Raw genomic sequence first — 13,190 nt, forward strand, 5'->3', positions numbered from 1 at the left:
TGTCGGTCTCAGGACTTAGCCGCCTTAATTGCTGCCAGTCGGTCGCGTAGGCGTTTTCCCAGGCCCTGGCGCGTCGATTGCCGGGCACGCCCGAAGGCCAGCGCATCTTCCGGAACCGAATCGGTAATGACGCTGCCCGAGGCGACGTAGGCCCCGGCACCGATCTTGAGCGGTGCGACCAGCGATGAATTGGTACCAATGAAGGCACCCGGTCCGATATCGGTGAAATGCTTGGAAAAGCCATCATAATTGCAGGTGATGGTACCCGCACCGAGATTGGCTTTAGCGCCGACACGGGCATCGCCGACATAGGAGAGATGCGGGATCTTCGCACCCGGCTCCACGGTCGTTTTCTTCACCTCGACGAAATTGCCGATCTTGGCGCCATCCATGATATCCGCCCCTGGCCGCAACCGCGCAAACGGACCGACGGAAACGCCGTCTCCCACTCGCGCTCCCTCCAGATGGCAAGAGGTGAGAATGGTGACATTCTCGCCCAACACCACACCCGGGCCGAAAAAGACATTCGGTTCGAGCAGCGTGTCCCGGCCGATGACCGTATCATGGGAGAGAAACACCGTTTCAGGCGCAATCATCGTCACGCCATCGAGCATGATGGCCTTGCGCCGCCGTTCCTGCCAGATCGCTTCGGCGCCGGCCAGTTCTGCGCGGTTGTTGATGCCGAGGGCGCTTTCGAAATCCGCCTCGATGGCGCGAACATCCAGCCCCTTCTGCGAAGCGATGCCGACGATATCGGTGAGATAATATTCGCCCTTGGCATTGTCGTTTCCGACCGTGTCGAGAAGTTCGAGCGCACGCGCACCCGAAATGGCCATCGCACCACCATTGCAAAAGGTGATGCGGCGTTCTTCTTCCGAACAATCCTTGTCCTCACGGATCGCAACGAGGCGTTCGCCGTCGAGTATCAGGCGGCCATAGCCGCTGGGAGATTCCGTGCGGAAGCCCATCACAACCACATCGGCACCGCTGGCAAGCCCGGCCCGCATGGCGCCCAGTGCCTCCGGCGCGATCAGCGGCGTATCGCCGAACGTGACGAGCACATCGTCATACCCTCGTGCAATCGCAGCGCGTGCGGCCAGCACCGCATGGCCAGTGCCCAGGCGCTCGCCCTGGATGAAACATTCGATCCCCGGCGCGAAGGCTGCCGATGCCGACTGCACCGCCTCAGCCCCATGGCCGACGACCAGCGCCTTGTCGCCGGCGCCCGCCGTATCGAGGGCGCGCACCACGTGAGCCAGCATTTCCAGCCCCGCGATCCGGTGAAGAACTTTTGGGGTCGCGCTCTTCATGCGCGTTCCCTCGCCGGCCGCGAGAATGACGGAAAGACAGCTACGTTCGCTCATGGACTATCGCTCGTTGCGGTTGAGATTCGGCCATTGTTTAGCATCCATCGAACGCTGCACCAATCGCCAGCTCAACCGAGTTTGCTGAGTGCGGGGAAAGTTTCAAGCAGCCAGAAGGCCGTCGCCTGCATCCCACCGGTCAGGAACAGGATTCCCGCAAGCACCAGCAGCGCGCCCATAACCTTTTCGACGCGCCCGAGATGCATGCGAAAACGCGCAAGAAAACGCATGAAGGCGCCGGAAAAAAGGGCAGCGATCAAAAACGGTATGCCAAGCCCGAGCGAATAGACCGCAAGCAGCAACGCCCCCTCGCCCACCGTGTCGCGGCCGCCGGCCAGAGTGAGGATGGGTCCGAGCACCGGGCCGATGCAGGGCGTCCAGCCGAACGCGAAGGCGAGCCCCATGATATAGGCGCCGAGCTTTGTCGCGGGCTTGCCGCCGGCCTGAAAGCGCGCCTCGCGAAAGAGAAAGGGGATGCGCAGCACGCCCAGGAAATTCAACCCCATCAGAATGATGACGATGCCGGCCGCGATTGCCAGTTCCTGCTGCCAGGCCCGCAGGAGGCCGCCAATGGTGGAAGCGCCCGCTCCCAGAAGCACGAAAACCGTGGTGAAGCCCAGAACGAAAGCGAATGAGGCGCTGAAGAGGGCAAGGCGCGTGCGCCCGGGGGCTGCTCCATGGGCTTTCCCGTCTTCCTTTTCGCCCTGGAATTCCTCGACGGAGACCCCGGCCATATAGCACAGATAGGGAGGCACCAGCGGCAGGACGCAAGGGGACAGAAACGAAAGGGCCCCGGCCCCCACCGCGCTCAAATAACCGACATCAACCGCCATGCTTCAAAAATCCATTTCCGCGCAAGATGGTCAGGAACGGCGAGCCGTCCGACTTTAAAACATGACTGCCCTATAGGCTTCCCGCCGGTCGAGTGCCAATCACCTTTGCGTGGCAAAGCGTCGCCCGGTCTTTTGGAGAAGCTGCCAAGACAATGCTCGAAACGCGCGAGTGAAGGAGCGCACTTCGAGCGCGCGCAAAAAGTCCGCCGAATTCGTCTTTTTTGCGGTTGACCACTGATAACCGCCTCACTATGTTCCGCCGCACTTTCCCGGCCAAATCAGGCCTTCGGGAGCGCGTAGCTCAGTTGGTAGAGCAACTGACTTTTAATCAGTAGGTCCAGGGTTCGAGCCCCTGCGCGCTCACCAAAAAAATTAGATCATCAATAGTTTGAGTAAGGTGATTCCACTTGGCTGCAAAATGCTCTAGGCGTCCTGCCGGCTCAAGGTGCGCCTGACGGCATCGCGCCAGCCCTTGAGTTTGCTGCGCCGCTCGACCGCCTCCATTTTCGGAAGAAAACGGCGGTCTAGGGACCAGCTTTCAGAAAATTCCCGGGCATCCGGCCAGACGCCCGTATGCGAGCCCGCCAGCCATGCTGCGCCAAGGGCTGTGGTTTCAAGTACGGTCGGCCTGTCGACGGGCGCATCCAGCATGTCGGCGACGCATTGCATGGTCCAGTCGCTGGCCACCATCCCGCCATCCACACGCAGAACCGTTTTCTCAGCGCCGTCTTTCCAATCCCTGCGCATGGCCGCAAGCAGGTCGTGGGTTTGATAGGCAACCGATTCGAGTGTCGCGCGGGCGAACTCCGCCGGTCCCGAATTCCGCGTCAGCCCGAAAATCGCACCGCGCGCATCCGCATCCCAATAGGGAGCGCCAAGCCCCACAAACGCCGGAACGAGATAAAGATGCTGGTTCGGATCGGCCTTGTCGGCGAGTTCCCCAGAATGGGCAGCCTTGCCGATCACTTTGAGCCCGTCGCGCAGCCACTGCACGGCCGCCCCTGCCACGAAAATCGATCCCTCCAGGGCATAGGTCGTTTTTCCGTTCAGCCGATAGGCGATGGTGGTGAGCAGCCTGTTCTTCGACCGCACAAGGGCCTCGCCCGTGTTGAGAACCGCAAAGCAGCCCGTGCCATAGGTCGCTTTCAGCATGCCTGGCTCGAAACAGGCCTGGCCGATCACCGCCGCCTGCTGATCGCCCGCCACGCCACGGATCGGGATCGCCTGACCGAAAAGTCTGGAAACCGTTGCGCCGTAGTCGTCGGCGCTGTCCCTGACCTCGGGCAGCATCGCGCGCGGTACGTCGAGAAGCTTGAGCAACTCCTCATCCCACTCACTGGTCTTGATGTTGTAGAGCAATGTGCGCGAAGCATTGGTGGCATCGGTCGCATGCACGGCTCCGCCCGTCAGCCTCCAGATCAGGAAGCTGTCAATGGTTCCGGCAAGAATCTCCCCCTTCTCGGCCCGGCGGCGCGCGCCTTTCACATGGTCAAGAATCCAGGCAAGCTTGGTGCCCGAGAAATAGGGATCGAGAAGCAGGCCGGTCTTCCTGGAAAAAAGTGCCTCCAGCCCCTTTTTCTTCAGCTTCTCGCAAAGCGGCGCTGTCCGCCGGTCCTGCCACACAATGGCATTGTGGATTGGCTTGCCGGTTTCCTTCTCCCACACCACGATGGTTTCGCGCTGGTTCGTGATGCCGAGCGCAGCGACATCGCCGGCGCCGATCTTCGCCTTGCGCAGGGCAGAACGGACAGTCGAGACAACGCTTTTCCAGATGTCCTCCGGATCGTGCTCGACCCAGCCGGAATCGGGATAATGTTGCGGGAATTCCTTCTGTCCGGTCGCAATGGCCTTCATCCCGCCATCGAAAACAATGGCACGGCTGGATGTCGTGCCCTGATCGATTGCCAGAATGAACCCGCTCATGTCACCTCCCGTTGCGACCGGCCTCGAAGACGGCGCGCATTGTCACGCAAAATTCCCGGTTTTCAATGGGAGGCGACGGCAAGCTCCCGCATGAAGGCGTCGACGGCAGCCGTTTCCTCAGCATTCAGATGCAAACCGCGCTTCGTGCGCCGCCATAGAACGTCTGCGCCGGTGACGGCCCATTCCTGCGCCACGAGGTAACGCAACTCGGCCTCATAGAGATCCTTGCCGAAATGCCGTCCCAAATCCTCGATGGAAAGCGCGTTTCCGAGGATCTTGCGCGCCCGCGTCCCATAAAGGCGGACCAGCCGCGCGGCAAAACCTGCTTCAAGGAATGGATAGTCTTGCCCGAGGTCTGTCACCTCCCCCTCATAGGCATCGAAGGGAAAATCTCCGCCGGGCAAAGCCCCTTCGTGCGTCCAGGGCCCACCTTTCGCACCGAGCGCATCCTCGATCTTTGCAAGCGCGGATTCGGCCAGCTTGCGATACGTCGTGATCTTCCCGCCGAAGACGTGGAGCATCGGCGCCTCGCCATCCGCCTCTTCCGTCTTCAGAACATAATCGCGCGTGGCTTCCTGCGCCTTGGATGCCCCGTCGTCGAAAAGCGGGCGCACACCGGAATAGCTCCAAACAATGTCTTCACGCCGTACCGGCTCTGCGAAATACTCGCTCGCCGAGGCACACAGATAATCGGTCTCCTCATCCGTGATGGCGACATCCTTGGGATCGTCTTTGTAATCGCGGTCGGTGGTGCCGATCAGCGTAAAGTCATCCTCATAGGGAATAGCAAAGATGATCCGTCCATCAGCGTTCTGGAAAAAATACGCGCGCGGATCGTCGAACTTGCGGCGTATGACGATATGGCTCCCCTGAACCAGGCGCACATTGTGCACATCGTTGCGACCAAGAACGCCTGAGATCACGTGATCGACCCAGGGGCCGGCCGCATTGACCAGATAGCGGGCGCGCACGGTTTCGACCGTACCGCTGCGCAGGTCTTCGAGATCGATCAACCAGGAAGTGCCCTCGCGGCGGGCGGCGGTAACGCGTGTACGCGTGCGAATGGAAGCGCCGCGCTCGGCGGCATCGCGCGCGTTCAGAACCACGAACCGGGCATCGTTCACCCAGCAATCGGAATACTCGAAAGCCCGGCGATAATTGCCCTTCAGCGGCTTTCCGGCAGGGTCGCTGCGCATGTCGAGCGTGCGCGTCTTGGGAAGAAGCTTGCGACCTCCGATATGGTCGTAGAGAAACAGGCCAAGCCGCACCAGCCACGCCGGACGCAGCCCCTTGTTGATGGGCAGGACAAAGCGCATTGGCCAGATGATGTGCGGTGCATTGCGCCAAAGAACCTCGCGCTCCATGAGCGCCTCGCGCACGAGCCTGAACTCGTAATGCTCCAGATAGCGCAACCCACCATGAATGAGCTTGGTGGAACCCGACGAGGTGCCGCTTGCCAGATCGTTCATCTCTGCAAGACCGACCGAATAGCCCCGCCCCACCGCATCGCGCGCAATGCCGCAACCGTTGATGCCGCCACCGATAATGAAGATGTCGAAGTCTCGCGCAGCGCGCGCGCCCGTTTCCGGCACTTTAAGCTCCCTGGCCTGCGTTATGAATCGCGCCTGGCGCGCGAGCGCGGAGGCAAAAGGAATTATTTTGAAACCATAACGAATGTCAAACGAAAATCCCTTTGCGTACCAATGGAGGATGAAGCCTCTACCGTACTGACGTCTCCAGAAGGCGAACGCCGGCATCCCGGCAGAGTGTGCGTACAGACGGCAAAGGACAGCGATCGGTTATGAATGTCCCGACCTGCGACAGATGGCCGATGCGTACCGGCGCACTGCGCTCGAATTTCGTCGAATCCGAAACGAGAATGACATGCCGTGCATTGGCGATGATCGCCTGCGCAACCTTCACTTCGCGGAAATCAAAATCATAAAGCGCCCCATCCTCATCAATGGCCGAAACACCGATAACCGCGAAATCCACCTTGAACTGGCGGATAAAATCAACGGCCGCCTCGCCGACGATGCCGCCATCGGAACCGCGCACCACGCCGCTGGCAATGATGACCTCGAATGAGGGATATATTCGCATCCTGTTGGCAACATTGATGTTGTTGGTGATGACGAGCAAGCCGTCATGGCCAAGAAGCGCGTCACTGACAGCTTCCGTGGTGGTGCCTATATTCACGAACAAGGAGGCCTTGTCTGGAATCAGCCCCGCAGCAGCCTTTCCGATGGCGTGTTTTTGCTCCGCCGCAATCTTTCGGCGCGCCTCATACTCCATGTTCTCGGTGCCCGAGGGCATCAATGCCCCGCCATGGGTGCGCGCAAGAAGCCGTTGCTCGCAAAGCTCGTTGAGGTCGCGCCGGATCGTTTGGGGCGTAACGTTGAAATGCCGCGCAAGATCCTCCACCAGAACCCGGCCCTGCTCTCGGGCAAGTTCCAGGATGTCGTTATGGCGTGGTGTAAGAAGATGCGCGGTCATGCGGCAGGCCCATGTTCGTTTTCACAATTATTTCGCAAAAACGAACATCGAACAAGTGCCTTTGGAAAGCCGCCGATGCGAAATATCCAGGCGCTCAGCGCGTGAAATCGGGAAGGCTCTTGAAGGCCGATTTGAGTGCGCTCGACCAGCCTTCGGAAATGGTGCGGAAATAGGGATCGTCGCCTTCGATCCGGCGCTGATAGCCGATCCGGAAACTGTCGCGCTCATAAAAGAGCACATCGAGGGGCAGCCCCACCGAAAGGTTCGATTTAAGCGTAGAATCGAATGAAACGAGCAGAAGCTTCACCGTTTCCTCGAAACTCATGTCCGGCTCGTAGGCGCGCACAAGGATCGGCTTGCCGTATTTCGTCTCGCCGATCTGGAAGAAAGGCGTATCGTCGCTCGCCTCGATGAAGTTGCCCTCCGGATAGACCATGAAGAGCCGCGGCTCCATGCCCCTTATCTGGCCGCCCAGAATGAAGGAGGCGCCGAATGCATCCGCGCTTTGCCCGACTGGTGCCGACTGGCGGATCACTTCCTTGACCGTGTCGCCCACAAGCCGCGCCGCCTGATACATGGACGGAACTTCAAGCATGGAGACGGTTCGCTCGTCCGGAGCCTTGGTTCTTTCGTCGAGCAGGCTGACGACGGCCTGCGTCGTCGCCAGATTACCGGCCGCAAGCAACACCATCACGCGCTCGTCAGGCAGCGACCAGCTATACATCTTGCGAAAGGTCGAAATGTTGTCGACACCGGCGTTTGTCCGGGTGTCCGACATGAAGACCAGTCCCTTGTTGAGTTTCAGCCCGACACAATAGGTCATGCGGACAGCGCCTTTCGCAGATTCGTCACCGGAAATTACTGCTCGACCGTGATCTGAACCGCAAGTTCTTCCTGCGCCTGGCCGAGCCTGATCCCCATCACTGGCATGGCATCGCGGTAATCGCGCCCCGTGGCGACACGCACATAGCGCTGATCGGCCGAAATCCCGTTGGCGCAATCGAACGCGACCCAGCCCAGCCCTTCCACGTGCGCTTCGGCCCATGCGTGGCTCGCCGTCTGCTCATCGCGATCGTCCATGCGCAGATATCCGCTGACATAGCGTGCGGGGTAACCGAGAAGGCGAGCAGCCGTAAGGAAGACATGCGCATGGTCCTGGCAGACCCCCTCACCATGCGCCAGCGCCTCTTCGGCGGTGGTTTCAGAATGGGTGGTGCCGATGCGGTAATCGATGCGGTCGCGCACCGCATGCATCAGCTGGTGCAGTTGTTCCACGGCATCGTCGCCCTTGATGGATCGGGCAAGCGAGGCAATGCCCTTGCCCGCCGTACAGAGCGGCGTCGCTCCCTGAAAAAGCCAAAGCGGCGCCAGTCCTTCATGTTTTCCGACAACACCGGAATTATCGGTCGTCTCCACCACGCCGCGCGCCTCTATAAGGATCGCATGCGGCGCACCGTCTATGCTGATGAGGCGCGTATCGTTGCCAAAACCATCGATGAAATGAACCTCATCATGCGCACCATTGGCGGTCAGCGACCATTCGACGACGGTCTGCGTCGCACCGCTGCGCGGGACGAGCCGCAGCCTCTGCAGCGCGTAGGATACCGGCGCGTCGTAGCGGTACTCCGTACGGTGCAAGATTTTCAGGCGCATGGCCAAATTCCTCAGTAGAAGCGGAAGTCCGCTGCGATCCTATCGCCTAGAGCGCCGGTGTCGCGGATAAAATCCTTCAAAAACTCGTGCAATCCCTCATCGAACACATCCGTGATCGAGGCGGAGCGCAGCTTTTCGAGCTTGGCTGAGGCCATTTCATGGCAGGCATGGCGCACGCCATATTCATCGGCGAGATAACCGAGGGATTCGTTGATGCCCTGATAGCAGAAGATCAGCGAACGCGGCATGCGCCGGTTGAGGATCAGATAATGCGCGATATTGGTGGGCTGATAGTCCCCCTCATAGGTCCAGCGGTAAGAGCGCAGGGCCGAGACTGAACGCAGGATCGTCTGCCATTGATGATTGTCGAGAGACGACCCAACCCAGGCGACGGAAGGCAGAAGCACGTAATATTTCACGTCCAGAATTCGCGCCGTATTGTCGGCACGCTCGATCATGGTGCCGATCTGCGCAAAATCGAAAATCTCGTTGCGCAGCATCGTTCCATGAAAAGCGCCACGAATAAGGGCGGTCTCGCGCTTGATGGCATCGAGAACCAGCGGCAAATCCTGCTCGCCCACCGGCCTTCTGAGCATTCGGGTGAGCGCCATCCAGGCTTCGTTTACGCTTTCCCAGGTCTCGCGTGTCAGCGCCGTACGAACCATGCGGGCGTTCATGCGCGCCGTTTCCATGGATGACATGACACTGGAAGGATTCTTCAGGTCACGCAGCAGAAAATTTGTCACGGTCGCCGTATCGAACGTGTCGTGATCCTGCTCGAAAAGATTGCGCACACCTGCACTCGTCAGGACGGACGCCCATTCGTCCGCGGCCATTCCGGTCTGCGTCAGGGCAAGGCGCAAGCCCGTATCCACAAGGCGCGCCATGTTTTCCGCGCGCTCGATATAGCGATGCATCCAGTAGAGACCGTTTGCGGAACGTCCAAGAAGCATGTCAGACGCGCTCCCCCTCAGCCATTCGGTTCCCCTTCATCCCTCATCCGGGGCCTTTCCGGCAGCAAGACTGCGGACGCCCTCTTCTGCGCGCCTCGAAGGCGCCCGTTCTCAATCGTCCAGAACCCAGGTGTCCTTCGTTCCGCCCCCTTGCGAGGAATTCACCACCAGAGATCCCTTCTTCAGCGCCACCCGTGTCAGTCCACCCGGCACGATCCGAATACGGTCGGAGACGAGCACGAAGGGACGCAGGTCCACATGGCGCGGCGCCAGTCCCTTGCTGGTGAAAATCGGGCAGGTGGACAGCGCGAGTGTGGGTTGGGCAATGTAATTGGCGGGCTTTGCCGCGAGCTTCTTGGCAAAGGCCGCGCGTTCCTTCTTCGAAGCGGCCGGCCCCACAAGCATGCCGTAACCGCCGGAGCCATGAACCTCCTTGACCACCAGTTCCTCCAGGTGATCCAGCACGTAGGCCAGACTGTCGGGCTCCGAACAACGCCATGTCGGCACGTTCTGGAGGATGGCCTTGCGACCCGTATAGAACTCGACGATCTCGGGCATATAGGAATAGATCGCCTTGTCATCGGCAATTCCCGTTCCCGGTGCATTGGCAATCGCAATCTTGCCGGCGCGATAGACATCCATGATGCCCGGCACACCCAGAACCGAATCCGGCCGGAATGTCAGCGGGTCCAGATAGTCGTCATCCACGCGGCGGTAGAGGACGTCGATTTTCTTAAAACCCTGCGTGGTACGCATGGCCACATGACCGTCAACGACGCGCAAATCGCTGCCCTCGACAAGTTCAACGCCCATCTGGTCGGCCAGGAAGGCATGTTCGAAGAATGCGGAATTGAAGCTGCCCGGCGTCAGGACGGCAATCGTCGGCGTTCCTTCGCAGCCTTGCGGCTTTACCGCCTTGAGGGATTCCCGCAGAAGCTGCGGATAGTTCTCCACCGGCAGAACCTTCACCTGCTGGAAAAGCTCCGGGAAGAGCTGCATCATCGTTTCCCGGTTTTCCAGCATGTATGACACGCCCGACGGTGTCCGGGCATTATCCTCCAGCACAAAGAAATCATTCTCTCCAGTGCGCACGATGTCGACGCCGATAATGTGGGTGTAGACGCCGCCCGGCGGTCTGACACCAATCATCTCCGGCAGAAAGGCCGCATTGTTGGCGATGATCTCCTTCGGAATGCGTCCAGCTCGCAGGATTTCCTGCCGGTGGTAGATATCGTCGAGAAAAGCATTCAACGCCTGCACGCGCTGTTCGATGCCCTGCACGAGCCGCCGCCATTCCTTGCCCGAAATGATGCGTGGGACGATATCGAAGGGGATGAGCCGCTCGGCGGCTTCCGCATCGCCATAGACGGCGAAGGTGATGCCGGTTCTGCGAAACACGCGCTCCGCGTCTCCCGCTTTCTGGTTCAGGCGTTTGGGATCCTGCTGCTCGAACCAGCTCGAATAGCCTTCATAGGGTGGTCTGGCCTGGCCCCCCAGGCGCATCTCGTCAAATGTGGTCACGAAACGCTCCTCTCGAAACACATTCTCAACGAGGAAGTTTCAGAAACGCAAGCTATTTCTATAGCTTATCGAAAAATCGCAAAGACATCGCCTTTCCTGCCCAAAGTTTGAACAGGGTGGAACGGCAATCCTGCCGCTTGTTTGGGCATGCGCGTGCGAAGGCATTTTGCGTGCCAGATCAAGGACGTCCGCCCTGCACCTAAAGGTGGAATCGGATGGTGTTCAAAGCGCGGGAATGTCGCCGCGTTCCCAGCCTTGCGCGATCTCCCCAGCCCGCTCGCCAAAGCGTCCGGCCTCGATGGCATTGCGGATATCCTGCATCAGCGACTGGTAGTAGGCGAGATTGTTCCACGTCAACAGCATCCCGCCGAGCGATTCACCGGATTTCACCAGATGGTGCAGATAGGCGCGTGAATAATCGCGCGAAGCGGGACAATCGCTCTCTTCATCGAGCGGACGCATGTCTTCGGCATGACGTGCATTCTTCAGATTGATCTTGCCGTGCCTGGTGTAGGCGAGACCATGGCGCCCTGCCCGTGTCGGCATGACGCAATCGAACATGTCGATACCGCGCGCCACCGATTTCAGGATATCGTCGGGCGTTCCCACCCCCATCAGATAGCGCGGCTTTTCGAAAGGCAGCACGGGACAGGTCGCATCGAGCATTTCGAGCATGACAGCCTGAGGTTCGCCCACGGCAAGCCCCCCCACCGCATAGCCCTTGAGGCCCATATCGGCGAGAGCGTGCGCCGAGCGTTCGCGCAGATGCGCCTTGTCGCCGCCCTGCACGATGCCGAACATGGCTTTTCCGGGCTGGTCGCCGAACGCCGTCTTGCAGCGTTCGGCCCAGCGTAGCGAAAGCTCCATGGCGCGTTCGATCTCGGCCTCCTCCGCCGGCAGCGCCACGCACTCATCAAGCTGCATCTGGATATCGGAATCGAGCAGCCCCTGAATTTCGATTGAACGCTCCGGCGGCATTTCGAACACCTGACCATCCACATGCGAGCGGAAGGTCACGCCTTTTTCCGTGATCTTGCGCAGGTCGGCGAGCGACATGACCTGAAACCCGCCCGAATCCGTAAGTATCGGATAAGGCCAGCGCGCGAATTCATGCAAGCCGCCAAGCCGGGCAACGCGTTCTGCACCAGGGCGCAGCATCAGATGATAGGTGTTGCCGAGAATGATGTCGCTGCCAAGTTCCCGCACCTGGTCGAGATACATCGCCTTGACCGTCCCCGCCGTTCCGACAGGCATGAAGGCCGGTGTGCGGATCGTGCCGCGCGGCATGGAAATCTCGCCGCGGCGCGCTTGGCCGTCGGTTGCCAGAAGGCGGAAAGTGAAGGTGGCGCTCACGCGTTGTCGTCCCTGAAGAGCAGGCTCGAATCCCCGTAGGAATAGAAGCGGTAGCCATTGTTGATGGCATGGGCATAGGCATTCTTCATGCGCTCCATGCCGCTGAAGGCGGAGACGAGCATGAACAGCGTTGAACGCGGCAAATGAAAATTCGTCATCAGAATGTCAGCCGTGCGAAAACGGTAGCCGGGTGTAATGAAGATGTCGGTCGCACCAGACCAGCCTTGCAGGCGGCCAGTCTCGCGCGCAGCGCTTTCAAGCAGCCGAAGCGAGGTGGTCCCGACCGAGACGATGCGCCCACCCCGCGCCTGTACGGCGTTGAGTGCCGCTGCGGTCTCCGGCGTGACCACGCCCCATTCCGAATGCATCCGATGCTGTTCGGTATCCTCTGCCTTGACCGGCAGGAAGGTTCCGGCGCCGACATGCAGTGTCACGAAATGGCGCTCGATGCCTGCCGAATCCAGCGCCGAAAGCAGGTCCGGTGTAAAATGAAGACCGGCCGTAGGGGCCGCGACGGCTCCTTCTTCACGCGCGTAGATTGTCTGATAATCGGCATTGTCGCGCTCGTCTTCCTCGCGCTTGCCGGCGATATAGGGCGGCAGCGGCATATGGCCGACTGTCGCAATCGCCTCATCAAGCACAGGGCCGCTGAAATCAAAGTTGAGCAGAACCTCGCCGCCATCGCCCTTTTCAGCAACGGTGGCCACCAAAGTTCCAAGCAGACAGATCCGCCCCTCATGGCCGAAGCTGATGCGATCGCCCACAGCCACACGCTTGGCCGGCTTGATGAAAGCCTTCCAGCTGTCAGGGCTCATGCGCATATGCAGCGTGGCCTCGATGCGCGCCTGGTTCTCGCCGCGCTGGCGCAGACCATTCAGCCGCGCCGGGATAACTTTGGTGTCGTTGAAGACGAGCGCATCGCCCGCCCTCAAGAGCGCAGGCAGGTCACTGACGGTCCGGTCGCCGAAACCTTCTCCCTCCACGACGAGAAGTCGCGCGGAATCGCGCGGGCTCGCAGGACGAAGCGCGATCCGCTCTTCCGGAAGATCGAAATCGAACAGGTCAACGCGCATGACAACCGGGAAGAAAGAGCA

General features: G+C 60.1%; 11 protein-coding genes and 1 tRNA gene. 1 reads left to right on the top strand and 11 read right to left on the bottom strand.

What is annotated here, in order from left to right:
• Positions 1-8 precede the first annotated feature (8 nt).
• Positions 9-1,364, bottom strand: coding sequence for a bifunctional UDP-N-acetylglucosamine diphosphorylase/glucosamine-1-phosphate N-acetyltransferase GlmU (gene glmU, locus NA8A_RS02945; protein ID WP_009755864.1), 1,356 nt, complete (start codon positions 1,362-1,364; stop codon positions 9-11).
• 71 nt (positions 1,365-1,435) lie between these two features.
• Positions 1,436-2,197 carry a cytochrome c biogenesis CcdA family protein gene (locus tag NA8A_RS02950; RefSeq protein WP_009755865.1) on the bottom strand — a complete coding sequence of 254 codons (762 nt, stop codon included), beginning with the start codon at positions 2,195-2,197 and terminating at the stop codon, positions 1,436-1,438.
• A 290-nt stretch (positions 2,198-2,487) separates the two neighbouring features.
• On the opposite strand from NA8A_RS02950, the gene NA8A_RS02955 reads away from it, so the two are divergent.
• Positions 2,488-2,563, top strand: a tRNA-Lys gene (locus NA8A_RS02955).
• 57 nt (positions 2,564-2,620) lie between these two features.
• Here NA8A_RS02955 and glpK read toward each other — a convergent pair.
• From glpK to queA, 9 genes are all read right to left on the bottom strand, one after another.
• On the bottom strand, positions 2,621-4,120 hold the full coding sequence (gene glpK, locus NA8A_RS02960; RefSeq protein WP_009755866.1) for a glycerol kinase GlpK: 1,500 nt from the start codon (positions 4,118-4,120) through the stop codon (positions 2,621-2,623).
• Positions 4,121-4,182: 62 nt separating this feature from the next.
• Positions 4,183-5,712: a glycerol-3-phosphate dehydrogenase gene (gene glpD, locus NA8A_RS02965; RefSeq protein ID WP_009755867.1), complete on the bottom strand. Its 1,530-nt coding sequence runs from the start codon at positions 5,710-5,712 to the stop codon at positions 4,183-4,185.
• A gap of 127 nt (positions 5,713-5,839) precedes the next feature.
• Positions 5,840-6,616, bottom strand: coding sequence for a DeoR/GlpR family DNA-binding transcription regulator (locus NA8A_RS02970; protein ID WP_009755868.1), 777 nt, complete (start codon positions 6,614-6,616; stop codon positions 5,840-5,842).
• 94 nt (positions 6,617-6,710) lie between these two features.
• Positions 6,711-7,439: a proteasome-type protease gene (locus tag NA8A_RS02975; RefSeq protein ID WP_009755869.1), complete on the bottom strand. Its 729-nt coding sequence runs from the start codon at positions 7,437-7,439 to the stop codon at positions 6,711-6,713.
• 35 nt (positions 7,440-7,474) lie between these two features.
• A complete protein-coding gene (locus NA8A_RS02980; protein ID WP_009755870.1) occupies positions 7,475-8,269 on the bottom strand; it encodes a transglutaminase family protein in 795 nt (264 codons plus the stop codon).
• An 11-nt stretch (positions 8,270-8,280) separates the two neighbouring features.
• Positions 8,281-9,222 carry an alpha-E domain-containing protein gene (locus NA8A_RS02985; protein ID WP_009755871.1) on the bottom strand — a complete coding sequence of 314 codons (942 nt, stop codon included), beginning with the start codon at positions 9,220-9,222 and terminating at the stop codon, positions 8,281-8,283.
• A gap of 111 nt (positions 9,223-9,333) precedes the next feature.
• On the bottom strand, positions 9,334-10,743 hold the full coding sequence (locus NA8A_RS02990; RefSeq protein ID WP_009755872.1) for a circularly permuted type 2 ATP-grasp protein: 1,410 nt from the start codon (positions 10,741-10,743) through the stop codon (positions 9,334-9,336).
• Positions 10,744-10,965: 222 nt separating this feature from the next.
• The gene (tgt, locus tag NA8A_RS02995; RefSeq protein WP_009755873.1) at positions 10,966-12,096 is read right to left on the bottom strand and encodes a tRNA guanosine(34) transglycosylase Tgt; all 1,131 of its coding nucleotides are present in this window, start codon (positions 12,094-12,096) and stop codon (positions 10,966-10,968) included.
• Positions 12,093-13,169, bottom strand: a complete 1,077-nt coding sequence (gene queA, locus NA8A_RS03000) for a tRNA preQ1(34) S-adenosylmethionine ribosyltransferase-isomerase QueA (RefSeq protein WP_009755874.1) — start codon at positions 13,167-13,169, stop codon at positions 12,093-12,095. Before queA ends, tgt begins: the two co-directional genes overlap by 4 nt.
• Positions 13,170-13,190 lie beyond the last annotated feature (21 nt).

This window comes from Nitratireductor indicus C115 (assembly GCF_000300515.1).
GTDB lineage: Bacteria > Pseudomonadota > Alphaproteobacteria > Rhizobiales > Rhizobiaceae > Nitratireductor > Nitratireductor indicus.